The following is a 22,997-nucleotide window of genomic DNA, read 5'->3' as shown; positions in this document are numbered from 1 at the left end:
ACGGTCTCAGTGACGGGATTGATCGAGAGCCCAGCGATACCGGCCGCCCGGCGCTTCGGAGAGCACCACCTTCGGCGGGAGAGGCAATTCGTGAAAGGGCGATTCGTTGGAATCCATCTGGTATCCGGCGGTATTCGGGTAGATCAGCAGATCGCCGGCCTCGGCCGCGCGGGGCAGCGGGATCCGGCGCCAGCTCAGCATGTCCGATTCGAGACAGGTGGCGGCGCCGACGACCGTGGCGGTCGTGGTCCCGGGGCCGTCGGGCCAGAGCACCGGGTCGGGAAGGTATTCGCTGTCGAACCACTGTTCGGAAAGGCTCAGGCTCGTACCGTCCACGGTCAGGATCCGGTAGGGCTGCCCGTGTTCGTGGCGGGTCTTGCCGCCCTGCACCCGGAAGACCGTGCTGCCCGCCCGGTCCAACAGGGCCCGGCCCGGTTCGACCGCCAGGGTCGTCTCCGTGCGCCGCAAGCGGCCGGCGAGATCGTCGCGCCCGAGAATCGCGGCGAGCATGGCGGGGCCGGGTTCGGGAAAGGAATACGGATAGTACGACTCGAACGCTTTCCCGGAATGGAACCAGCGGCGGGTCACGTGTTCCCGGAACTCCTCCCAATCGGCGGCGGGAACGTAATCGACACCGAACCCGCCCCCGATGGAAACGGTGGTGGCCGGATGGCCCAGCGACCGTGCGGCGCGACACCGGTCGAGCAATTGCCCGGCCATTTCGGCGCGGGGGATCGGGTCGTAACCGGAGAGATGGAAACTGAACCCCTGCAGAGTGATCGACGGATAATCGGCCGATTCGGAAACGGCGTGATCGAGTTCCTCCGCCGACATACCGAACCGGCTTGCCGAGGCCGCGGGCAACGCCCGCAGCAGTATCCGGACCGGGATGTCCAGGGCGGCCAGGCGTTTCAGCTCGCCGATACTGTCCACGGCGACCAGGCATCCGTGCCGGGCGGCCAGCCAGTGCAGATCGTCGGTCTTCTCGGGCCCGGTGACCAGCAGATCCGCGCCGCGGATGCCCTGTCCGAGTGCGGCGGTGAGTTCGCCGGTACTGGATACATCGATACCGGCCCCGGCGGTGGCGCAGGCCCGTGCCACACAGGCCGCCTTGTTGGCCTTCTTGCCGTAGTACACCGCCCCGGTGACCCCGGACTCGGTGAACGCTCGCTGGAAGCCCCGGATATTGTCGACCACCCGGGCGGGATACATCAGATGGAAGGGGCCGCCCACCGCGAAAGCGATATCGCCCAGGAGTTGCGGATCGGCGAGGATACGCCGCTCCCACTGATCGCGATGGGCGGGGACCGGTGCCGCCACGGTGCCCGCGTACCGGCCCGATGATCCCGATCCGGCTCCGGTGGGGGCATCGGCTCCGGTCAATCCCATAGCGAGACCTCCGTGCCACGACCCTCGGCGATGGCCTGTTCGGCCAGGGCATGGGCCACCGCGATATCGGTGAGCACCAGACCGCTGTTGTAGACGAAGATCTTCTGGTCCGCCCGCTGCCGGGCGACGGCGCGCCGGCTCAGTATCTGCGGCAGCTCCGCGTCCACCCGGCGCAGTTCGCCGTGGTCGTCGGCCATATCGGTGCCGGTCACCGCCATCTGCTCGGCGCTGGTGGCGATCACCCGGTCGGCGGCATGCAGCGTGGAGGGAGCCAGTCCGTAACCCACCAGCACCACCACCGAACCCGGTTTGAGGTGCTCGGATTCGATGGCCACCTCGGTCCCCGGTCCGGCGGTCGCCAGCACCACATCCGCGGTCCGCGCCGCGGCGTAGGGGTCGTCGACATTCTCCAGCAGTGCGTGCGGGGCGTACTCGGCGAGCTGCCGGTGCACCGCCTCGATCCCCTCGGGATGGGTGCCGTACAGCATCAGTTTGCGCAACTGCGGGTTGGCGGCCAGCAGATGCGGTAGCGCGTTGCGACCCTGGGTGCCGGTGCCGACGAGCAGCACGGTATCGGCGTCACGGTGCACCGTCTCCCGCACCAGCAGCGCCGATACCGCCGGGGTCCGCAGCGCGCCCACCCGCGCACAGTCCATCATGGCGATGGGCGCGCCGGTGGTGTCGTCGTACAGCGTGATGGTGGTGTAGTAGCGCTTGGTGGTGCGATCGTGCCCGGGGTCGAACTTGTAGGACGTCTTCATGGCGACCACCCGGCGCCGGCCGTCACGGCCCAGCATCGCGTAGGCGACCGACCAGCCGTCCGGATTGGCCACGCTGAGCTTGCGTGGATTATCGGAATCCCCCGCGGCCAGTGCGATATACGCCTCTTCCACCGCGCGGACCACCTCGGCCGGGGCCACCGGCACATCGGCGAGATCGCCGCGGCTCAGGACACGCAGGGGGGTCGGCCGGTCACGTGTGCTCAACGGATCCTCGATCATCTACTGCACCGTTCCGCTCTGCCCGCACCCGTGGCGCCGGTAGCGGCGCGAAGGGCGCGATGATTCGCTGACCGTATCCATTCTCCTCGGATTCGGCTGCGCGGCGGGGTCGTTCGGGTAGCCGGATGTTCACTCGTTTGAGCCAGCGGTCGGTGCCGTCGTAGCGCGCGGTGAACGGAACCCGGCCGTGAACTGCGACATCGTTGTCGACCAGGAGCAGTTCGCCGGGTTCGAGACAGGCCAGTACACATACTCGTTCGAGTTCGTTTTCCAGCCGCTGGTAAGCCGCACGGTAGTGCGGGCCGGCGTCGTCGAGCGGGGTGTAGGCGGGGTCGAATCGCATGGTGAGGGCCTCGGCCCTGCCTTCGTCTCCGGGTTCGCACCAGAGGGTGGGCACCGGTACGGCGGTTTCGCGGTCGAAACCGGAGCCGTAGGAGACGTCCGGCAGGATCGGCAGAGTGGGGGTGCGCAGCGCGTCCTGTTCCGCGGCCGTGAGGTCGACCCGGCGCACCGACGAGACGGTGGTGCCGACGCGGTCCGGATTGCGCACGCAACCCAGCAGCAGCAGATTCGCGCGCAGCGGGTGGAAGGCGTCCTCGGTGTGCGGGCTGAGCAGGATGGTGCTGCTGGCCCCGGACTGCTCGAACTCGTGCCCGGCCGCCGGCACGATGTTGTTGACCAGCCGGCCGTCCTGCTGCCCGGCCCAGCCGAACGGTTCCCCGGCCGCCGCGGCCAGTAACAGCATGGCGATATCCAGCTCGAATGAGCAGCCGGCGCGCTCGGGCTCGGTGGTCCACGCGGTCGCGCTCTGCCAATCCGGTGGGGTGGGGCCGATTTCGTCGTCGCGCAGGGGCAACCGGCGCAGCACACACGCGCCGGCCGTGGTGGCGGGCGGGCGCATCGCGGTGCGGACTGCCGTGGGGAGTTCGCCGGCGCGTGCGGTGATCAGATGAATCAGGTCGGGGTCGGCGAGGGTGCGCGCGGCAGCTCCCGGCGCGGGATCCAGTGTGAACGCGATCTCAGCGGCCAGTTCACGCACCGCCTGTCCGGCGGTCTCGGGTAACTCACGGTGCTCGATATCTTCGCTGCTAGGAGGGTGAAGCGTCTTACGTTCGGAGAGAACGCTTTTCACCAAAATTTCCCTTCTCGGAAGCGTTGTTCGGAGTACCGGTGGTGGAGAGTCGATGCGAAGTTAGTGCGTTCGCGCACCCGTGGCAAGGGTAGCCTAACTAAGGCGTGTGATAGCTTTTGCGTATTGCGCGCTCGAAGTGCAGGTGGACGGGTGCGCGGGCGCCGATCGCTCGCGTCACGATGAGACGCAGAACACGGTAAGGCTAGGCTGCCCTTGCGGCAAAATCGGCGCGCCGCGCCGGGGAACGAGAGTGTCCGTGCCGCAACGAATTCGGCCGGTCCGCCGACCGGCCGACCGGGGTCAGAGACTGTTCGCGAGCAGGGCGTACTGGGCCGCGGTCTTCTGCTCGATCTCGCTCTCGCTGTCGCTGGACACCACGCCCACATACCGCTTGTACTGCACGAAGCAGCGGAACCGGTACTGATGCTGCGGATCGCCGGAACTGTTGAGCTGCAGGCATTTCGCGCCCGGAATATCGGCCGGGGCGGGATGGGCGTCGTAGGCCGCACCCGTCGATTCGACGAAACCGTCCACCAGGATCGGCGCACCCGCCGGATCGCGGACCCGGGCCACCGAACTGCCGTCGGCATAGGCGGTGGCCTCGAATCCGGACTCGTCGAGCAGCCGGGCGCGGGCGGGCTGATCGTCGGCCGAGTTGATCAGATAGTTGCGGCCGTAGACGGCGAACTTGTCGGGATCGGGTACCTGACCCGAGCGGTCGGCGACCACCACCCGCGCGAGCAGGTCCTCCGGGTCCACCCGGAGATCGGCGATATCGGCGAGGGGAGTGGGACTGAACCGGCCGAGCTGGGCCAGCTGCGCGGTGAGGGTTTTGTCCACCCAGGACACCAGATCCTTGCTATCGGCCTTCGGTCGCTGCACGAACAACGAGATCACGAACTCGTCGTGGGCCAGGAAAGCGCCGACATTGGCGATACCGGGCCGCCAGTGCACCAGCGCGTCGGGGTGCTTCTCCGACTTCAGCCGCCGGTTGTCCGGCGAGACCCCGATATCGGCGTCCTCCAACTCCTTGGCCGCCTTGGCCGCCGCCGAGGTATCGGGAAAGCGCAGAGCCACCACTGTGATCGCGGTGGCGTCGGCCTCCGGGCGGGTCTGGCCCTCCGGATCGTCGCGATCGGCCCCGCTGGCCGCGTACCCGACCACCATCCGGCGATTCTTCAGCACCGGTGCGGACACATTGGCCAGGAAATCGGTCGCGGCATCGGTATCGGGCAGCACCTTCGAACCGCGGCCGTATTTCAGGGAGGGATCGACCTGACTGCTGGTGACGACCGCCTCCGACATGCGGATACCCTCCAGCATGGGCCCGTGGTCGCCCGTGGCGGCGGGGTAGCTGAACTTGTCGACCGGGAAGTCGCCGACCGCCAGGGTGCGCACGTCGATCTCGCCCGGGACCGGCGTCCCCACCAGGGCACCGCATCCGGACAGTGCGGCCGCTACCAGAGCGACGACCGCGGTGACGGTGCTGGCACGCGATATCCGAACCATGGGCTGGCCCCTCGTTCCGATCGAAACTGCGGTGTCGAAGTTACCCGACGTACAACGATCTCGGGGAGGGGCGTCGCACGCCGTGCCATACCCTGGACCGGTGGCAGGCCAACCGCAGCACGACTCCGACGGAGGCTGATCCTCGTGCGGGATCAGCAGGTCGAAGTCGTCGCCGGAGCGCATGCGGCGGCCCGGGTCGCGGGGGCGGTGGTGCTGGTGGCCCATCGCGGTGCGGGCCGGCCCACCGAGCACGCCCCGGCGGTGCGGGCCCTTGTCGAACTGGCCGAACTGGTGCACGAGGCCGCCGTACGCCGGCCCGAGGGCCCGGGCGCGCTGATCGCCCGGGAGGCGACCAGATGGCTCATGGCCCGGGCGGACCGGACCAGCCCGGGAACCGCCGTCGATTTCGGCATCCTCTCCGCCGCGGGCCCGGGCCGGGTGGCGATATTCCTGCACGGTGCCGTCACCGCAATCCTCGACGGTGCGGACAGCGAGTACTTCCACGGCCGCGACGCGGTCTTCACCGTCGACCGGGCGGCAGCGATACCGGACCGCGCGGTCGCGCTGTTCGTCGACGACACCGCCGGCGACCCGGAGGAGGATTTCCGGCCCGTACTGCCGGCCACCCGGGGTATCGGTCGGCTGGTGGAGGGCATTGCCGAGGCCGGCGGGGTGATCGCCTGGACGCCCCCCACCGACGCCGGCGGGACGCCCGGCTCCCGGGTGACGGCGACCGGGAGCCGGACGACACCGGAGCCGACCGCGGAAACCGCGGTGACCGGCGGCACGGTGCGGCCCGCGACACCGCTGGACCCCGATGCCGTGGCCACCGCCGTATCGACGCCACTGCTGGACACGGTCGAACTATCCGAACGGGGGAGTGGGTTCCGCGGTGCCCCGGGGGATCCGGAACCCACCGGCGGACCGCGGACCGCGGTCCCCGCCACCGATCCGCATCGGGCACAGACCGAGATCAGCGGGCGGCAGCCGCCGCGCGGCGGTCCGGCGGCCGGCCCCGGGCCCGACGAGACGGCGGACTCCCGGAAGCCGGAGCCGGATGGGCTGCGCCGGACACCCGCACATCCCACCCCGCGTCAGCACCAGCCCTACGCGTCACCCGACGCGCTGCCCGGTCCGCCCGAACGCGGGACACCCCCGCTGGACCCGGAACTGCGGCGCCGGACCGAGGCCACCGCGAAGGGCACCGCGCTCACCGTGAAGGTGATGGGGTTCAAATGCGCGCGCGCTCATCCCACCGATCCCCGGGCGGCCTTCTGCAGCGTCTGCGGTATGCCCGTGGACCAGACCCAGCCGCTGATCGAAGTGGTGCGTCCGCCGCTGGGCATCCTGGTCCTCGACGACGGTGCGACCTATCTACTGGAAAGCGACTCCGTGCTGGGCCGCGATCCGGAACATTCCGAACCCGCGCGCCGCGGGCTCACCCCGCTACAGGTGGTCGACAATTCCGGCGGGATGTCCCGCGCGCACGCGGAGCTCCGGCTGGTGAACTGGGATGTGACGCTGGTCGACCGGGGATCCACCAACGGTACCCGCACCCGGGCCACGGGCTTCCGGGACTGGGTTCGTATTCCGCCGCATCAGCCCGTGGTGCTGGTGCCGGGCACCGAAATTCTGATCGGCCACCGGATGCTGCGGTACGAATCCGCCGCGCCGCCCCCCTTCGGTCTGTGACGCGGGGTTCGTCGCCGCGTTATTCGTACCTGGCGCTGCAGGTGTCCTCACCGCCGAGCACTCCGGCACGGAAGGCATCCACGCGGGAAAACCCGCTCGGCACCGTTTTACCCTCGACATCGCTGGCGGCCAGACCGTCGGTCAGCAGGCCCGAGACCGCCTCGTCCAGATCACCGGCGGCCAGCGTGATATCGCCTTCGGCCCGACCGGATTCCGCCAGCTTCCCGGTGGCAACCCCGGACAGGCAGGCCGCCCGCAATCCCGTTTTCGCCCCCACCAGGTCCTGGTCCCGGCTCTGCTGCACCGACAAGGTGTAGCGGGAGATGAACACCACGTAGCCGTTGTAGTCGCCGGTGACCTTCACCGGCAGCGGGACCTCCGAGTCATCGGTGGCGGCCCCGCGCTCGGCGAGTCCGCCGATATTGGTGGCGATCGTATTACTGGCCGGGCAATAGGTGACAGGCTCGGTGGAAACGCCGTCGCTGCATTCGATCTCGGCCCCGTCGTAGCGGTAGGTCGGCTCGTGCGGGGTCGGCAGGATCACCGACAGGGCCTTGCTCAGTTCCACCAGGCTCCGCTCGGTGATCTCGAACTCCCCGGATGTGCCCTCGAAACTCTGGGGCAGATCACCCCGGCGCTGGTCGATCTCGTCCATATCGATCCCCTTGCACCCCTTGGCGCCGTCGGTGAAACCGATCTGCACCGCCGAAACCCGTTCGAAGGCCGAACCGTGCACGCTCTCGGGATCGTCGGGGTCCGAATCGCGGATCGCCACCGTGGCGGCGAGGACCGAGTTCAGTCCGTCGGAGGTGTTGATGGTGAAGTAGTCCGATTCCCCCTCGGCCACCCAGCGCATGTACGCCCCGGCGAAACAGTCGGCCTGCTGTTCTTTGACGATCACCGGATCGTCGCGGTCGACGATGTTCGCGTTGTTCTGGATGGCGTGCCCGTATTCGTGGGCGATCACCATCACCACCGACATCTTCCCGAATGTCTCGGTCATGGTGGGCAGCAGCAGCGCCCGGTCCCAGCCGATGGAGTTGTCCAGCCGGCAGTAGGCGGCATTCACCATCCGATAGGTCGATTCGGTACAGAACTCCACCGATTCGCGCCGCGACTCCCGGGCACTCCAGGAGATCAATTTGTCCACCGGTTCGAACTCACCCTCGAACTCGGCGTCGTAGTGCTGCTCCCAGTACGCCTGTACATCGGTGACCGCGTTCAGCGCGAGGGTATCGATCTCGCCGCCGTCGCCGTGCTCGGCGACGAGGTCCGAGGCCGGCGGGTTCTCCCGGGGACCGCTGGGACCGCTGGTGGTCGGCAGGCCGGCGACCTGGAAGGGATTGTCGTAGATCGATACCGCCCGGCCGTCCACGAAACGGGTACACCCGGTGACCAGCAACAGTGCGCACAGTGCCGAGACGACGACAGCGGCGGTCGTGAGTTTCGGCATGGATCCTCCCCCATTTCGGCCGGTGCGGGTGCTGCTCGTTGCCTCCGGAGCGGGGAGTTCGCCCCCGCTCGGGGGCACCTCCGATGCCCGGGTAATGGAATAGTATCCGCTGCATGTCTGCACCGGGGGTGCGCACCATCACGGTGCGCCATGATGGAACTGAACGAGTCTTCGATTCGAATCAGCAGATCACTCTGGGCCGTGCGCCCGAGGTGACGCTGTTCGTCGACAGTCCGCTGGTATCACGGGTCCACGCGATACTGGCCTGGCAGTCGGGAGCCTGGGTACTCACCGACAACGGAAGTACCAACGGGGTGTTCGTCGATGCTCGCCGGGTCGGCGGACCCGTCCCGATCGACCGGCCCACCCAGGTCCGGCTCGGTGACGCCATCAGCGGCCCACTCCTCTGGCTCGTTCCCTCCGGAGTCCCGCAGCAGCAACAGCAGCCGGCACGGCCGTCGTCGCAGGCGCGTCCCGCCCCGCCGCAGCGTCCGGCGCCACCGCCGCCGCGGCCGCAGTCCGGTCCACAGCCGCAGGTCGGACCACACGGCCAGCGCGGTCCGACCCCCAGCCAGCCGTTGCCCGCGCAGCGTCCGGCGCCGCAGCAGTGGCCGCCGCACGGTGGCCGGCCACCCCGGCCGCCGCAGATCGCCACCGCGGCCCAGCCGCCTGTCGTCCCGCCGCAGCCCGCCAATGTGAATATGACCGCCAAGGCGAGCGTGGCAGCCGTTCCACCGGTCCGCCACCGCAATACCGAGGGGCCCATCGCCCGCGCCGACCGGATCCCGCCGGGGGGTCTGGCGATCGGGCGGACCTCGGACAACCAGATCGTCGTCAACGATCCACTGGCCTCCCGTAAACACGCGCGCCTGATCGCCGGGCCCGACGGTCTCGCCATCGAGGACCTCGGTTCGGCCAACGGAACATTCGTCAACGGTGTCCGGCATCAGCACACGGTGCTGCGCGAACGCGACATCATCACCATCGGCAACATCGACTTCGAGGTCCAGCAGGGCACGCTGGTGCACCGGCAGCGTCCCGTCGCCGAACAGGGCCTGGCCGTGCACGGGGTCGGGTTCACCGTCGAGGGCAACAAACAACTGCTCGTCGATGTGAACATGCAGGCCGCGCGCGGCACGCTGACCGCGCTGATCGGTCCCTCCGGGGCGGGTAAGTCGACGCTGTCGCGGTTGATCGCGGGTAGCACTCAACCCTCCGGCGGTGCCGTGACCTTCGAGGGCCGTGATCTGCACGCGGAATACGAGGCGCTGCGCTCCCGTATCGGCATGGTGCCCCAGGACGATGTGCTGCACCGGCAGCTCACCGTCCGGCAGGCCCTGGGTTTCGCCGCGGAACTGCGACTGCCGCCCGACTCCTCCAAAGCCGATCGCCGGGAAGTGATCGACGGTGTGCTGCGCGAACTCTCGCTCACCGAACACGCCGATACCCGGGTCGACCGGCTCTCCGGTGGTCAGCGCAAACGGGCCTCGGTGGCATTGGAGCTGCTCACCGGGCCCTCCCTGCTGATCCTGGACGAACCGACCTCCGGCCTGGATCCGGCATTGGACCGCCAGGTCATGATGATGCTGCGCGAACTGGCCGATGCCGGCCGCGTGGTGATCGTGGTCACCCACTCCGTGGCCTGCCTGGACATGTGCGATCAGGTGGTGCTGCTGGCGCCCGGCGGTAAAACCGCCTACGCCGGAAACCCGGCCGGTGTCGAATCCGCGCTCGGAACGAGCGATTGGGCCAAGATCTTCGCCGATGTGGCGGCCAATCCGGATGCCGCGTTCGCGCACTACCGATCCCGCCAGGCGGCGCTACCGCCTCCGCCGCCGCCCGCGGCACGGCAGGGCGGTGGCGGTTCGCCCCCGCAGTCCGGTGCCTGGAAACAGTTCTCCACGCTGGCGCGCCGGCAGCTGCGGCTGATCCTGGCCGACCGCGGCTACCTCGCCTTCCTGGTGCTGTTGCCGTTCGTGCTCGGTGGGTTGTCGCTGGTGGTGCCGGGACAGTACGGGTTCTCGCCGCCGCCGCTCACTCAGACCGACGACGGGAACTTCGTCCGCGCCGGCAGTTCCGAACCGCAGCAGCTGCTGGTGGTGCTGATTCTGGGCGCCTGCTTCATGGGATCCACGCTCACCGTGCGCGATCTGGTCGGGGAGCGGACCATCTTCCTGCGCGAACGCGCGGTCGGATTGCGGTCGGGGGCCTACCTGACCGCGAAGATCGTGGTCTTCAGTGTGGCCGCGCTGCTGCAGTCGGGTGTGATGATCGGTTTCGTGCTGCTGGGCAAGAAGCGGCCGGAGGAGGGTTCGGCGCTGGCCATCGGTGGCGCCGAACTCTATATAGATATCGCCCTCACGGCGATCGCGTGTGTGGTGTTCGGGCTGCTGCTGTCGAGTCTGGCGAAATCGAGCGAACAGGTGATGCCGCTGCTGGTGGTGGCGATCATGGGCCTGCTGGTGATGGCCGGTGGCCTCATCCCGGTGACCGACCGGGTGGTGCTGGAACAGATCTCGTGGCTGTTCCCCTCGCGCTGGGGCTACGCCGCGGCGGCGTCGACGGTGGATATTCGCTCACTGTTCGTCCAATCGCAACAGGACGCCTTCTGGGAACATACGCGTAGCGCATGGTTCCTGGATATCGGCCTGGTGGTGGTCATCACAGTGGTGCTCGCGCTGCTCACCTGGACCCGGCTGCGGCTGAAGAAGTCCGCGAGATGAGACAGGTGAACGGGCCGATCCGCTGCCTTCGCCGCTGGTGGGTGGGGGCGGCGAGCGCGTCGACCGCACACCAGGCACACTGATGCCTGTGATGGTGCGAGTTGGGGCGGTACATCTCGGGTGGGATGTGGTGTCCGTGGCCGCGGGCGGATCCGGCGTGCCCATCCGCCCCGTACAGGTCGAGGGAAGCTACAACCCCCCCGCCTATCTGCTGGCCGACGCCTCCGGCCGGCTCTACACCGCCGGCGCGGACCGGCAGCGGCCCGATCTGGGGATGGCGATCCCCGATGTCCGCGACATCCTCGGGCATTCGCAGATCGTCATAGCCGGGGCGACCTGGCCCGCCGAGCTGGTGTTCCGGGCCCGTCTCTACAACCCGCTGGCCGCGGTGGGGACCTATCTGCGGGGTAAACCCGATGTGGTCGCGTTGCCGTATCCCGACGACTGGCCGGACGCGAAGATCGACGCCTACGCCCGGCTGGTCGAGCAACTCGACGTCGAGGTCGAGCCGATCCCGGAATCGATCGCGCTGTCGGGCTATGTCCGCGCGCTCGGCCTGGTCCGGCCGCCCGATCCCGCCCTGCCCGAAGGGGTGGGGGCCACCGCGGTCCATTTCGACGGGCACGTGGTGGACGGCCGGGCGAATGTGCTGGTGGTCGCGGTACACGGGGACGAGGAGCGACCCACCGAATCGGTGTACGTGCCGATCGACCCCGAATCGACCCGCAACGCCCGCGCCGCCGACGACACCGTGATCGAAGTGATGGCCGCGGCCCGCTCCATCGGAGCCGACAATTCGACGGTCCTGCTCGCCGGGCAGGTGGTGTTCAACGAGACCCTGCGGTTCGCCTTCCGTAACCATCTGGGGCAGCGCCTGAAGAAGGCCGAACATCCCATGCACGCCCTTGTTCTCGGTGCCACACACCTGTTGATCAGCGAGAACGAGGACGACGAGGAAGAGCCGGCGCCCTACCCGCAGCCCGGGCCGAATACGGCGCCGCCGCCGGAGTCCGCCGCGAACTATGCGGTTCCCGGTCGGCCGCCGGCCGGAGCCGTCCCGAACGGGTCCGTTCCGGCACAGAACCCGCCGCCCGGGGCGTACCAACCCGCGCCGGGCCCGCACCCGCCGGGTCCGAACCTGCCTGCGCCCGGCCCGCAGGCGGCGCCACTACCGGCCCGGCCCGAGCCGACTCCGCCGCCGCCCGGTCCGGAGCGGCCCGGGCCCGACGGCCCGGGACCGGGTCCGATGACGGGTGGCCCGGCGGCACCGCCGCCGGGGTGGCCCGGCCCCTCGCCGTACAGCGTGCCGCAGCCGGACCAGGACGCCACGGTGAAGGTCGACCGCGGGGAGTTGCCGCCACCGATCGCGGGGCCGGCCAGCCGGTTCACCCGGCCACCGGATCCGGAAACCGGTGCGCAATCCGCGGTGCCCCCGCCCGCCCGGCCCGGTCCCGCCGGTGACCCCCGGACCGGCCCGGGGCCGGAGGGCGACCGGGGCAAGGGCAAGCTCTGGAACAAAATGAAGGACAATCTGTTCGGCGCCCACGCCGTCATCGGCGTGGCCGCGCTCGCCGCCACGGCGTGGGGCGCGGATGGGGCGGGCACCGCGCAGGCCCATGCCGGAACCGAGCCGGTGCTCAACGCCCCGGCGGCACCCGACGCCGCGGTGTCGACCGCGACGGCCGGATGTGTGCCGATGCCGCGGGTCACGATCGAACCGCGCCGCCGGTCCGCCACCGGCGCCGAGGACGCGGATGATTCCGGCGGTCACCCGCTCTACGCCCGCGTTCCCACGGCCCCCGCGCCCGGGGATTCCGTGCGCCAGGCGACGCCGGACCCCGGAGCGGCCGAGGATAGGGACCCGGCCGAATGCGCGGAACCGGGTATCGACACCCTGCGCTATCTGGTGCCCGGGCTGCCGGGGATCGCCGATCCGGGCCCGCCGATCGATATCTGAGCAGCGTCCGGGCGGTTTCCGGGTGACGGCACCCGGCTGGTATCGTGACCGGCTGGTGTGTGGAACGCCGAGGCCCGGGTCTCAACCGGCCGCCGGGAACCCCTCGACCACGCACTGGGCCGGCAGCATCGACGACAGACAGGGAAGCACTGTGCCTACGTACAGCCCGAAGGCGGGTGACGTGACCCGGCAGTGGTACGTCATCGACGCCACTGACGTAGTGCTCGGCCGTCTTGCCGTGCAGGCAGCGAATCTGCTGCGCGGTAAGCACAAGCCGACCTACGCACCGCATATCGATGGTGGCGATTTCGTCATCATCATCAACGCCGACAAGGTCGCCATCAGCGGCAACAAGCGGCAGAACAAGCTCATCCACCACCACTCCGGGCATCCCGGCGGCCTGAAGTCCCGCACTGTCGGCCAGGTGCTGGATACGCGCCCCGACCGCCTGGTGGAGAAGGCCGTCAAGGGCATGATCCCCAAGAACAAACTCGGCAACGCGATCGCCGGCAAGCTGAAGGTGTACGCGGGCCCGACCCATCCGCACGCCGCTCAGCAGCCCGTTCCGTTCGAGATCAAGCAGGTGGCCCAGTGACCGCTCCCGAGGAATACACCGAATACGACGAAGCGGTCGTCGAAGACGCCGCCGCCGAGGTCCTGGACGAGGGCGAGGTCTACGAAGACGACGCCGAGTTCGTCGAGTACGCGGCCCCGCTGGACCGTCCGGTGCAGACCGTCGGCCGCCGTAAAGAGGCCGTGGTTCGTGTGCGCCTGGTGCCGGGTACCGGCAACTTCGTGCTCAACGGCCGCTCGATCGAGGACTACTTCCCGAACAAGGTCCACCAGCAGCTGGTGAAGTCGCCGCTGGTCACCGTCGAGCGCGTCGAATCCTTCGATGTGTACGCCCGCCTGCACGGCGGCGGCCCCTCGGGCCAGGCCGGCGCCCTGCGCCTGGCCATCGCCCGGGCGCTGACCGTGGTCAACGCGGACGACCGTCCCGCGCTCAAGCGCGCCGGGTTCCTCACCCGTGACCCGCGTGCCACCGAGCGCAAGAAGTACGGCCTCAAGAAGGCCCGTAAAGCGCCGCAGTACTCGAAGCGCTGATATCGCCGATGCCGGCTGTCCACCTGCCGCGTGCGGGTGGGCGAGCCGGTGTCGGTTCCGAGAGCAGGCGACCGGCCGGAGTCCGGTCGCCTGCTCTCGTGCTATATCTACCGCGGTGTTCGTCGGCCGGCCGTTCCGAGGGCAGTTTCGGCAGGCGTCGTCGTGCGCTGTGGACTCACTGACGAGGGGCAAGGTATGGGACATCTGTTCGGCACCGACGGCGTGCGCGGGCTCGCCAACGATTCGTTGAGCCCGGAGTTGGCGTTACGGGTTGCCGGGGCGGCGGCGCAGGTCCTGGGTGTGGACCTGCACACGGGTCACCGCAAGGTCGCGGTGGTGGGGCGGGATCCGCGCGCCAGCGGGGAGATGCTGGAGGCCGCGGTGACCGCGGGCCTGACCGCCGCGGGAATGGATGTGTTACCGGTGGGCGTGCTGCCGACCCCGGCCGTCGCCTACCTGACCGCTCTGTACGACGCGAGCCTGGGCGTGATGATCTCGGCCTCGCACAATCCCATGCCGGACAATGGAATCAAGATCTTCGCGGCGGGCGGGCACAAGCTCGAGGACGCCGTCGAGGAACGAATCGAGGCCCGGGTGGCCTCCGGTGGGACGGACCGCCCCACGGGCGCGGCGATCGGCCGGGTGCTCGGCGCCGACGGGGCGCGGCAACCCGGTACGGATCTGCCCGACCAGTTCAGTGTGGGCGGGACCCACGAGCGCTATATCGAGCACCTGGTGGAGGCCACCGGCCAGGACCTGAGCGGACTGACCGTCGTGGTGGACTGCGCGCACGGCGCCGCCTCGGAGGTCGGTCCGGCGGCCTACCGGGAGGCCGGCGCCCGGGTCATCGCGATCAACGCGGACCCGGACGGGCTCAATATCAATGCCGGCTGTGGGTCGACCCATCTCGAACAGGTGCAGCACGCGGTCCGGGAACACGGGGCCGACCTGGGTCTGGCCCACGACGGCGATGCCGACCGCTGTCTGGCGGTGGACGCCGCGGGCGAGGTGGTGGACGGTGACGCCATCATGGCGATCCTGGCCATCGGTATGCGAGACGCCGGAACTCTGGCCGGGAACACTCTCGTCGCCACCGTGATGAGCAATCTGGGGCTGCATCTGGCGATGCGTGCGGCCGGGATCACCGTCCGCACCACCGGTGTCGGTGACCGTTACGTCCTCGAGGAACTCCGTGGCGGCGGTTACACCCTCGGTGGGGAACAGTCTGGCCACGTGGTCTTCCCGCGCCACGGCACCACCGGTGACGGCATCCTCACCGGCCTGCAGTTGATGGCGCGGATGTCGCGCACCGGCGCGCCCCTGACCGAGCTCGCGAGTGTGATCCAGAAGGTCCCGCAGGTTCTGGTGAACGTCCCGGTCACGGACAAGGTCGCGGTCACCGCCGATCCCGGGGTCCTCGAGGCCGTCCGCGCCGCCGAGGGGCAGCTCGGAGATACCGGGCGAATCCTGCTGCGTCCCAGCGGAACCGAACAGCTGGTCCGGGTGATGGTGGAAGCCGAGGATCACGAGCGGGCCGAGCAGCTCGCCGAGGATCTCGCGAAGCTGGTCGCGGCGGTCTGAACCGGTCCGCGGCTCAGGGATCCACCCTGAGCCGCGGACCCCGGAAATCAGGGTGCGGGTCGGTAGCGCTGCCGATGCGGGCCGCCGGCCGGGTGCGGATAGTGGACGGTGTAGCAACCGCGATCGAAAGGACCGCCATGACCGCCCCCGCACGCCGTTTCACCCGCTCCACCGCCGACAAGTGGATCGGCGGAGTCTGCGGCGGTATCGCCGAATACTTCGGCTGGAGCTCCGGCCTCGTCCGGCTGCTGTTCGTCGTGTCCTGTGTGCTGCCCGGCCCGCAGTTCCTGATCTATCTGGCGTTGTGGATCTTCATGCCGAAGCGGTGACACCGGCGGTGCGCAGACCGCCCCCGGTGCACCCCTCTGTGCCCCATAGCCACCAGCAGCCCCGTTCCTGCCCGGGAACGGGGCTGCGCTGTACCGTCGGGGATGGAAGGATGAACCGGAATATTCCCGCGGTCGACCAGTGGAAAGTAGGGGAGTGATCGGGCGCCGGACGCGCGGAGCGGGATGGAACCGATGCCCGTGCGGGCGCGTCGAATCGGGTAGGACGAGCACCGCAGGGCCGATCGGGGGCCACCCGGGAGGGGCGGGGACACGGAGGGGAGACCCATGAGTACGGGTGATCAGACGGTCGGGATGCAGGGTGACGCCCTGGTGGGTCTGGCGAACAATATGCGTACCAGCGCCGATATGGTGAAGGGGCAGGCCGGTGTCGTCGCCGGAAGCATGATCGCTCCCGCCGATACCGGAGCCGAGTACAAGAAGCAGGGGGATGCCGTTCACGCCGGCCTCGAGGCGGTACAGCAATGGCTCAACGATTGGGCCGAGGCCACACAGCTCACCGGTGATGCGATGGGGCAGACCGTGATCGATTTCTCCACGGTGGACAAGGAAAACGCCGCCGACACCCAGCAGGCGGCGAGCTGAGCAATGGCCGACAACCCGAGCGCGCCCGCGGCGGAGAATCGCGGCTGCACCGAACTACTCGAAATCGGATCGAAGGCGCTGCGCTACTTCGAGATATTGGAGGTCCGTTACCTCCGATGGGTGGGAGACGCGACCCTGCCCGATTTCAAGCGTTATACAGACCTGCACAAACTCTTCTATCACCAGAACGGCTTGAACGAGAACGCCTTCCGGCAAGCCGCCGATACGCTGAAGACCGTACTCGACCGGGTCGCCACCGAGCGCAATCAGCAGGCTGTGCTCGCCCGGACGCTCCCCACGGTGTGGTCGGGAGAAGCGGCGACCCGGGCGGCGAGCATGATCGCCACGCAACTCCAGCTGTCCGAGGCCGATATCAATATCGTGCGCAAGGTCCATGAGGAAATGGACCCGGCACCGCAGGCTCTGCGACAGGCGGTGGCGATCAAGGCCAAGGCTGCCGAAGGCATTCTGCTGGACGGTGATCCCAAGGTGCAGGGTAAGACCGCCCAAGATATAGACAGCATCATCACCGCCGCCCGGGGATGGGGCTGGAGTAACGTTGCCAGCGACGATAGCCTGGTGGGGAAGATAAAGAACATATTCCCGGAGCTTGAAATCAGCGCATGGGATAGTCTGATCATCGCCTCGGGCGACACCAAACAGAAGAAGATAAGCGATTTCTGTCATAAATGGCTCGATGAGACCTTCCGGGTCGAATACGAGTCGAACCTCAAAGAATTCGTGGATGCCTGCAACCAGACGAATGACAAGGTCTCGGGTATCTACGACGAACTGGTCAAGGCGTTCGCCGGCCTGAACGTGACGAAGTATCCGTGCCCCAAGGTTTCGACGACCTCCCCGTCGCAGCCCACGAGCCCCGCCGGCACCAACCAGCCCAGCAGCACGGGGACCCCGTCCACCACCGGTACTCCGTCGACCACGAACACCCCGTCGACCACGAATACCCCGTCGACCACGAACACTCCCTCCACGACCGGTACACCCTCGACGAACCCGACCACCACGGACAATCCGTTGTCCACCCTCGCGCAACTGGGCACCCAGCTCGCTTCGTCGGGCCTCGGAACACAGCTGTCCGAGGGGCTGAGCAACCTGGTGAGCTCGGCGAGCCAACAGATCGGCAGCACGCTGGAGCAGCTGCGGGAACAGGCCGAGCAGGTGCTCGATCCGGACGACGAGGACGCTCCCGAGAAGGATCTCGACGGTGACGGAAAACCGGATCAGGATGCCGACGGTGAAGGAAGGCCCGATAAGGATCTGGACGGCGACGGCAAGCCGGACGCCGATGTGGACGGTGACGGAGAGCCCGATCGGGATCTGGACGGTGATGGGAAGCCGGACGCGGATACCGACGGTGACGGAAAGCCGGATACCGATAAGGGGGTCGAGTTCAACGGTAAGAACTACAAGCTCGAAGTCGGTTCCGACGGTCAGTTGAAGCTTGTGGTGGACGATGCCGCGGGTGAGCCGGTCACCTACAGGGTGGAGGTCGGGCCGGACGGCACCCCGGTGATCGTCGGCGAGAATCAGCCCGGTGCGACCGCTCCGCCCGCGGCCGAGGAACAGCAGCCCGCCGGCCGCCCGGCGGGGGTGCCCGGCGCCCCGGCCGGAACGAAACAGGAAGACGGCGAGCATCAGCCGCAGAGCTACCCGGTGCAGCAGCCCGAAGAAGACGCCGCCGAGCCCGAGGAACCCGCGCCGCCGCCGGCACCCGCGGTGGATACGGGCGCGCAGCTGGCCGAGGCGGGCCCGCTGTGACCACGGGCAGGGCATGGTTGACGGTTCCCCGACACGATCGGCGAGGTGGGCATGGCGAGTGAAGTCGAACGGATCGGCGAGGAATGTCGACGGTACGCCGACCACATGGTGGAACGGATGGCGGAGACCAAGCGGCGGTCCGAGGCCCGCAGCCGTGAATTGACCGAGCAGGCAGCCGCCGAGATGCGGCAGCTCTGGCGGGAATCGGCGGAACGCGTCGACGACACAGCAGCCCGAGGAGACGCAGCAGCCCGGGAACAAGGCGGGCAATCCGGCTCGAACGAGCAGGTGATACCGGTGGACGAGCAGTCGCGCGGTGCCGGGCGGCAGCCCGGAACGGAGTCCGGCCGGGTGCGGGAAGCCGGTACGGCGCGGCTCGACGATGAGGAACTACGCACTCGCCGGGAAGCGATAGCGCGATCGGCGGCGGCGCGGCGGAATCAGCGGGTCGTCACACCCGTGGACGACGACGGAGACGACGAAGCCCAGTACTACCGGCGTAACAGCTGGCTGGTCTGAGCAATCAGGAACTGTGCGGGCTCATCTGGCGCAATCTCGATGGACGCCGACCCCGGGCGCTGGAGGGCCGCGTAGCGAACAGTCGGGTCCTCACTATGCGATCGAACCCGACTAGGTCGCCGCGGCTTGCCCGGTTGCCGTGTCACCGGAATTCCGCCAACTCATATAGTTCTGCAGGATTCTCGCGAGTGGTTCGGTGTACGTCCCCCATGACCAGATCACGTCGTTCAGTTTCTTCAGATAGGTCATTGTGTCCAGGCTGCTCTTCGCGAGCTTCGCCAGGAACGAGGCAATGACATGCCCGGCAGCCGCGCCTGCGGTCACCGCGAGCTCGATCGTATATCCGATGGCCGCGCCGAGCAGGGCAGCGATGATATCGCGCACCAGATCCCGGACTATGGCAATGACTTTGGATGCCTTATCCATCAACTCGCCGAGAGCGGCCGCTGCCGCCGCGGCGGTGTCGATTGCGGTGAGAACCTCTCCGGCATGTTTGCGGTATGCGTCGCCCGAGCTGCCGGACCAGGTGTTGATGTCCGTCTCGATGGTGCGCTGCCATTGGGCCTTGGTCGCGGACAGTTCGGTCGAAATGGCATGCCAGGAAGCCGAATATGCCTCGACGATCGCGGGGTTGCCGGTGAGTTCCTCGTAGGCCTGCCGGAGCGGTTCGATATGCTCCAACATCCATTTTGCGATCTGGGTGCCCGTAAAACCGAACGGATCCTTGACGGCCTCGACCGCCGTCGCCACGACCCCGGCTGCACCGAAAACTGCCTCACCGGTGTTGTCGTTCCGTAGATTCCCGTAGATATCCCACGCGTCACCGGCGGCGGTGCCTTTGAGTACACCCAGGCCGCCGGTCTCTTCGTCGCCTTCGAGCCCGACATTGGACAGCCAGGAGACATCCTCCTGGAAGTAGGCATTGCTGTAGTGGGACTCGTCGTCGATGAGATCGTTGTCAGGTGGCGCGGCGTCGTCGAAGCTCATTCGGTTTCCCCTATCGCCGCCTGCAGTCCCTGTAGCGTCGTGGCGAACGACCCGTCCGCGTCTTCGAAGGATGTGGCAGTCGCCTTCAGCTTCTCCGGTACCTGGGCGGTGCGCTCACCGGCCGCGCGAATCACTTCGATGGTCGACCGGTGGTTGTCCTCGAACAGCCCTCTTATCGCCGGTCGTAGCCAGTTCCCGTACCCATCATCTGCCGATGCGAGGTAGTTGGCGGCTTCCAGGCATTTGTCCAGGCTGCCCATGAGCGCCTCGACATTGTCCGCGTGATTTCGCACTTCCTCGGGATCGACCGAGACGCTGTCAGGATTGTCGGTCATCGATCACTCCAACCACGATTTCCGGCGGTAGTACTCGGTCTCTTCGTCGGGTTCCTCCGGAGTGACGACCTGATCCTTGCCGGATGTGCGTGATGCCGAAGGTGATGTGGAGTCCCACGCAGGTGGCGTCGGACGAGGCCGGGAGGAATACGGGTCGGTGGCCTGCTGGGGAAACATGGAGCCCCAGGTGGGTGGCGCCGGAACATCCCGAGGGGACGGCGGGACGGCAGCCGGCGGCGATGAATGGGCGGTCTGCGCCGGATCGAGATCCGGCGCCGTCGTCGCATTTGTCTCCGGCTCCGGGAAGCGCCGGTCGAAACCGTCGACGAGTGCGGCGCCGGCCGGATCTTCGCCCACGATATCGTGCACCAGTCCGGCAATGCCCGGCCGGAGCTTCCCCTGCGCCCGCCGCATACACGCCAGGATCTCGGCGGACAGCACACGCGAATCCATCTCCCGTACACCCGGTGCCAGATCGATCGCGATCGGAACGCCGCTACTGTCCACAGTGACGCCGACTCGACCGCCGGCGCCCGATTCGGTCGCCGTCAGAGCTGTCATCCGCTCCTGTAGCTCGGCGAACCGCTGAGCTCTGCGCTCCGCATCGGCGGCCATCTGCGCGAACCCCTCTATCGCGCGGTCCAGATCCATCTCGGCGGCCATCGACACCTTCCCCTGACAAGAACACCCAGCTCGCCCGATCCGCCAACGAAAGACCTTGGGCGCGAATCGCTCCGGCATCCTACGTCGGGTGTCGGAACCGATTCAATTTCTGGTGGAACCGGTCATCCCGTCGAAAGAGGCTTCGCCGGGTGTGTCACCATCATCCGATGAGTTCGGGGGATGCCTTCGGGTCGACGAGTACGCCTCAGTTTCTGCCGGGATACCACGGGTCCGACGGGGACAAGCGGTATCCGTCACCACGCAGGCTGCGGTCGACGGGTGCTGCGTTCATCGACTTTGTCCTGCTGTTCGGCCCGGCTCTCGTATTGAGCGTGCTTGTGGTCGCGGTGGAAATACCGAGAACGTACAGCTATGTGCTGCTGCCGATACCGTTTGTCATCATCGGCGCCAACCGGATTCTGCTGCGAAAGTGGGTACATGCGAGTGTCGGGGAGTTGATCTTCGGGTTGGTGGAGATTCGCGGTCGCGACGGGGCGTGGCCTGGCTGGAGCGAGCTGTTGTCAGGACGTGCGCCGGGTCATGACGGTGTGCCTAATATAGTGGCCGTCCGCCGCTGCGATATCCGAGGTCGCGGCCGCTGAATGGATCGATAGGTGGGCGGGGCCAGCCCCTCGTGCACATTGCTGCTGTCATCGTCGCGTACGAAACGCTCGGCTCTCGCGCTGGTGATATGTGCGCGGCGGCGTCCGGTGGGCGCCGCCGCGAAGTGTCCTATACGACCGATGCCGCCGTGTTGCCGCGCTGGGCCTGCAGTAGCTGCGGCCGGTGTTTGCCGTCTTTGAACCAGTGGTGTGAACCCGGCTTGTGCGCCTCGGTCGCCAGATGCTTTATGCCTGCCTCGCAGGCGAACTCTTTGAGTTTCTTGCCCACGAAACCGCTGAAGTACAGCCGCATGGCGGTCTCGTCCTTGTGGCCGAGCTGGTAGATCCCGGCCTCCCGGCCGAAGCTGAGGCACATGGCGGGGAAAGCCAGGTCGATGGGGGAAGGCTGTTCACCCGCGATGCGGTGCAGCAGTGTGTCGGCAGCGTGCGCTCCGAGGCAGTACGCGGTGTACGCGCTCATCCGGAACGGCAGATCCGACGGAGCCGATGAGTCACCCGCCGCGACAATGCGCTCGTCGTCGACGCTGGTCAGTGTCTCGTCGGTGAGTAGACGCCCGGCGGCATCGGTGCTCAGCCCGCTACGACCGGCCAGGTCGGGTACCCCGAAACCCGCCGTCCAGATCGTGACCGCGCTCGCCAACGTCCGCCCGTCGCCGAGTTCTACGGCGTCGCGCGTGACGGCGGTGACCAACGCATCGGATCCTTCGATAACGGTCGCTCCCAGCCCGGCAAGGTACTTGCGGGCCGTGCGCCGAGCCTTGGGGTGCAGGTAGGGGCCGAGAACACCGCCGCAGACCAAGGTGACCGGGCGGCCCTGCTCGGCCAGCTCCGCGGCGGTCTCGATACCGGTCGGGCCTCCTCCGACGACCGTTACCGCCGCCGTCGACGGTGTATCGAACAGTTCCGACCGGAGTTTCTGTGCCGCTTCCAGCGTCGCGACCGGGTGGGCGAATTCGGCCGCACCCGGCACCCGCGGCCCGGCGGCGGCGCTGCCCACGGCGTAGACAAGGTAGTCGTAGCCGATCGCGCTGCCGTCGGTCAGTGTCACGTTGCGCTCGGCGGCATCGATCCTGGTCACACTGCCGACGACCAGCCGGGCGCCGTCGGCCAGGACATCCCGATAGTCGACGACCGCATCGTGGGTCCCGCCGACCAACTGGTGCAACCGCAGCCGCGGGACGAAGGCCTCGCGCGGATTGATCACGGTCACCGCCACGTCGTCGCGCTGCGTCAGGCGATTGGCCGCCATCACTCCCGCGTACCCGCCGCCGATCACCACCACGTCGATGTTCTTGTTCACGGTGTCTCCTTCGTTTCGAGGGGTTCGAGTACAAGACATCGCAGCTCCGGAAAACCTGACAGTGTGTGATGGGCGTCACTATCGGCCGAGTCCGTGGTTCATGCGCGACCGTGATCATCTCCGATCTGTCCCGGGGTGAAGTGCGCGCAGGAGCCGCTCTCTACGCCGGGGCGTTCACATAGTGCGAAAAGCGAGATCACGGTGCCGGCGTAGGGCATTCACTGCGGCCCGCCGGAGAGCCGTGCCGGGGCTCGAGCGGGCGATCGCCGCTTCGACGGCCGACCTCGGCAGTGGGGGCGACACCACCCATGTTGTCCC

At 68.0% G+C, this 22,997-nt stretch carries 20 protein-coding genes; 11 read left to right on the top strand and 9 right to left on the bottom strand.

The genetic code is table 11. The features are described from left to right. Positions 1–6: 6 nt before the first annotated feature. The 4 genes from IG75_RS0116960 to IG75_RS0116945 all read right to left on the bottom strand — a co-directional run bounded on the left by IG75_RS0116960 (position 7) and on the right by IG75_RS0116945 (position 5,031). A complete protein-coding gene (locus tag IG75_RS0116960; RefSeq protein WP_081876942.1) occupies positions 7–1,389 on the bottom strand; it encodes an alanine racemase in 1,383 nt (460 codons plus the stop codon). Then, positions 1,380–2,390, bottom strand: coding sequence for an ornithine cyclodeaminase (locus tag IG75_RS0116955; RefSeq protein ID WP_030522256.1), 1,011 nt, complete (start codon positions 2,388–2,390; stop codon positions 1,380–1,382). Before IG75_RS0116955 ends, IG75_RS0116960 begins: the two co-directional genes overlap by 10 nt. Next, positions 2,362–3,522 (bottom strand): TauD/TfdA family dioxygenase, encoded by a 1,161-nt coding sequence (locus IG75_RS0116950; RefSeq protein WP_030522255.1) that lies wholly within the window; start codon positions 3,520–3,522, stop codon positions 2,362–2,364. Before IG75_RS0116950 ends, IG75_RS0116955 begins: the two co-directional genes overlap by 29 nt. A gap of 300 nt (positions 3,523–3,822) precedes the next feature. Continuing rightward, positions 3,823–5,031 (bottom strand): DUF7373 family lipoprotein, encoded by a 1,209-nt coding sequence (locus tag IG75_RS0116945; RefSeq protein WP_030522254.1) that lies wholly within the window; start codon positions 5,029–5,031, stop codon positions 3,823–3,825. A gap of 144 nt (positions 5,032–5,175) precedes the next feature. Here IG75_RS0116945 and IG75_RS0116940 point away from each other — a divergent pair, with 144 nt between their 5' ends. Further along, entirely contained in the window at positions 5,176–6,723 is a 1,548-nt protein-coding gene (locus IG75_RS0116940; protein ID WP_030522253.1) for an FHA domain-containing protein, read from the top strand. A 19-nt stretch (positions 6,724–6,742) separates the two neighbouring features. On the opposite strand, the gene IG75_RS0116935 is transcribed toward IG75_RS0116940, so the two are convergent. Continuing rightward, a complete protein-coding gene (locus tag IG75_RS0116935) occupies positions 6,743–8,176 on the bottom strand; it encodes a neutral zinc metallopeptidase (protein ID WP_030522252.1) in 1,434 nt (477 codons plus the stop codon). A 113-nt stretch (positions 8,177–8,289) separates the two neighbouring features. Between IG75_RS0116935 and IG75_RS0116930 the strand changes: the two genes are divergently transcribed. The 9 genes from IG75_RS0116930 to IG75_RS0116890 all read left to right on the top strand — a co-directional run bounded on the left by IG75_RS0116930 (position 8,290) and on the right by IG75_RS0116890 (position 18,771). After that, a complete protein-coding gene (locus IG75_RS0116930; protein ID WP_030522251.1) occupies positions 8,290–10,899 on the top strand; it encodes an FHA domain-containing protein in 2,610 nt (869 codons plus the stop codon). A gap of 88 nt (positions 10,900–10,987) precedes the next feature. Continuing rightward, positions 10,988–12,856, top strand: coding sequence for a hypothetical protein (locus IG75_RS40260; protein WP_281181640.1), 1,869 nt, complete (start codon positions 10,988–10,990; stop codon positions 12,854–12,856). Positions 12,857–13,007: 151 nt separating this feature from the next. Further along, positions 13,008–13,451 (top strand): 50S ribosomal protein L13, encoded by a 444-nt coding sequence (rplM, locus tag IG75_RS0116920; RefSeq protein ID WP_030522249.1) that lies wholly within the window; start codon positions 13,008–13,010, stop codon positions 13,449–13,451. Then, on the top strand, positions 13,448–13,960 hold the full coding sequence (gene rpsI / locus IG75_RS0116915) for a 30S ribosomal protein S9 (RefSeq protein ID WP_030522248.1): 513 nt from the start codon (positions 13,448–13,450) through the stop codon (positions 13,958–13,960). Before rplM ends, rpsI begins: the two co-directional genes overlap by 4 nt. Before the next feature lie 195 nt (positions 13,961–14,155). Beyond that, the gene (gene glmM, locus IG75_RS0116910; protein ID WP_030522247.1) at positions 14,156–15,541 is read left to right on the top strand and encodes a phosphoglucosamine mutase; all 1,386 of its coding nucleotides are present in this window, start codon (positions 14,156–14,158) and stop codon (positions 15,539–15,541) included. Positions 15,542–15,678: 137 nt separating this feature from the next. Further along, positions 15,679–15,870, top strand: coding sequence for a PspC domain-containing protein (locus IG75_RS0116905; RefSeq protein WP_030522246.1), 192 nt, complete (start codon positions 15,679–15,681; stop codon positions 15,868–15,870). A 285-nt stretch (positions 15,871–16,155) separates the two neighbouring features. Further along, positions 16,156–16,473 (top strand): hypothetical protein, encoded by a 318-nt coding sequence (locus IG75_RS0116900; protein WP_030522245.1) that lies wholly within the window; start codon positions 16,156–16,158, stop codon positions 16,471–16,473. Positions 16,474–16,476: 3 nt separating this feature from the next. Continuing rightward, the gene (locus IG75_RS36330) at positions 16,477–18,252 is read left to right on the top strand and encodes a hypothetical protein (RefSeq protein WP_036514259.1); all 1,776 of its coding nucleotides are present in this window, start codon (positions 16,477–16,479) and stop codon (positions 18,250–18,252) included. Positions 18,253–18,303: 51 nt separating this feature from the next. Next, on the top strand, positions 18,304–18,771 hold the full coding sequence (locus IG75_RS0116890) for a hypothetical protein (protein WP_030522244.1): 468 nt from the start codon (positions 18,304–18,306) through the stop codon (positions 18,769–18,771). A gap of 111 nt (positions 18,772–18,882) precedes the next feature. Here the strand turns inward: IG75_RS0116890 and IG75_RS0116885 are convergent, their stop codons facing one another. The 3 genes from IG75_RS0116885 to IG75_RS37375 are packed head-to-tail and all read right to left on the bottom strand — an operon-like array spanning position 18,883 to position 20,756. Continuing rightward, on the bottom strand, positions 18,883–19,758 hold the full coding sequence (locus IG75_RS0116885; RefSeq protein WP_030522243.1) for a hypothetical protein: 876 nt from the start codon (positions 19,756–19,758) through the stop codon (positions 18,883–18,885). Next, positions 19,755–20,093 carry a type VII secretion target gene (locus tag IG75_RS0116880; RefSeq protein ID WP_030522242.1) on the bottom strand — a complete coding sequence of 113 codons (339 nt, stop codon included), beginning with the start codon at positions 20,091–20,093 and terminating at the stop codon, positions 19,755–19,757. The genes IG75_RS0116885 and IG75_RS0116880 overlap by 4 nt, the downstream gene beginning before the upstream one ends. Positions 20,094–20,096: 3 nt before the next feature. After that, the gene (locus IG75_RS37375) at positions 20,097–20,756 is read right to left on the bottom strand and encodes a YbaB/EbfC family nucleoid-associated protein (RefSeq protein WP_051714668.1); all 660 of its coding nucleotides are present in this window, start codon (positions 20,754–20,756) and stop codon (positions 20,097–20,099) included. A 167-nt stretch (positions 20,757–20,923) separates the two neighbouring features. Between IG75_RS37375 and IG75_RS0116870 the strand changes: the two genes are divergently transcribed. Beyond that, positions 20,924–21,358, top strand: coding sequence for an RDD family protein (locus tag IG75_RS0116870; RefSeq protein WP_030522240.1), 435 nt, complete (start codon positions 20,924–20,926; stop codon positions 21,356–21,358). A 130-nt stretch (positions 21,359–21,488) separates the two neighbouring features. On the opposite strand, the gene IG75_RS0116865 is transcribed toward IG75_RS0116870, so the two are convergent. Further along, a complete protein-coding gene (locus tag IG75_RS0116865; RefSeq protein ID WP_210436818.1) occupies positions 21,489–22,718 on the bottom strand; it encodes an NAD(P)/FAD-dependent oxidoreductase in 1,230 nt (409 codons plus the stop codon). Between the last annotated feature and the right edge of the window lie 279 nt (positions 22,719–22,997).

Origin of the sequence: Nocardia rhamnosiphila NBRC 108938 (assembly GCF_000720425.1) — a bacterium.
Taxonomy (GTDB): Bacteria; Actinomycetota; Actinomycetes; order Mycobacteriales; family Mycobacteriaceae; genus Nocardia; species Nocardia rhamnosiphila.
Note: the sequence above shows the minus strand (reverse complement) of the source record. Positions and strands in the feature narration are given on the sequence as shown.

Coding starts and splice junctions, on each gene's coding strand:
- IG75_RS0116960 (WP_081876942.1), bottom strand. CDS start 1,389: ATGGGATTGACCGGAGCCGATGCCCCCACCGGAGCCGGATCGGGATCA.
- IG75_RS0116955 (WP_030522256.1), bottom strand. CDS start 2,390: ATGATCGAGGATCCGTTGAGCACACGTGACCGGCCGACCCCCCTGCGT.
- IG75_RS0116945 (WP_030522254.1), bottom strand. CDS start 5,031: ATGGTTCGGATATCGCGTGCCAGCACCGTCACCGCGGTCGTCGCTCTG.
- IG75_RS0116935 (WP_030522252.1), bottom strand. CDS start 8,176: ATGCCGAAACTCACGACCGCCGCTGTCGTCGTCTCGGCACTGTGCGCA.
- IG75_RS0116930 (WP_030522251.1), top strand. CDS start 8,290: ATGTCTGCACCGGGGGTGCGCACCATCACGGTGCGCCATGATGGAACT.
- glmM (WP_030522247.1), top strand. CDS start 14,156: ATGGGACATCTGTTCGGCACCGACGGCGTGCGCGGGCTCGCCAACGAT.
- IG75_RS0116905 (WP_030522246.1), top strand. CDS start 15,679: ATGACCGCCCCCGCACGCCGTTTCACCCGCTCCACCGCCGACAAGTGG.
- IG75_RS0116900 (WP_030522245.1), top strand. CDS start 16,156: ATGAGTACGGGTGATCAGACGGTCGGGATGCAGGGTGACGCCCTGGTG.
- IG75_RS36330 (WP_036514259.1), top strand. CDS start 16,477: ATGGCCGACAACCCGAGCGCGCCCGCGGCGGAGAATCGCGGCTGCACC.
- IG75_RS0116890 (WP_030522244.1), top strand. CDS start 18,304: ATGGCGAGTGAAGTCGAACGGATCGGCGAGGAATGTCGACGGTACGCC.
- IG75_RS0116885 (WP_030522243.1), bottom strand. CDS start 19,758: ATGAGCTTCGACGACGCCGCGCCACCTGACAACGATCTCATCGACGAC.
- IG75_RS0116880 (WP_030522242.1), bottom strand. CDS start 20,093: ATGACCGACAATCCTGACAGCGTCTCGGTCGATCCCGAGGAAGTGCGA.
- IG75_RS37375 (WP_051714668.1), bottom strand. CDS start 20,756: ATGGCCGCCGAGATGGATCTGGACCGCGCGATAGAGGGGTTCGCGCAG.
- IG75_RS0116870 (WP_030522240.1), top strand. CDS start 20,924: ATGAGTTCGGGGGATGCCTTCGGGTCGACGAGTACGCCTCAGTTTCTG.
- IG75_RS0116865 (WP_210436818.1), bottom strand. CDS start 22,718: ATGTCTTGTACTCGAACCCCTCGAAACGAAGGAGACACCGTGAACAAG.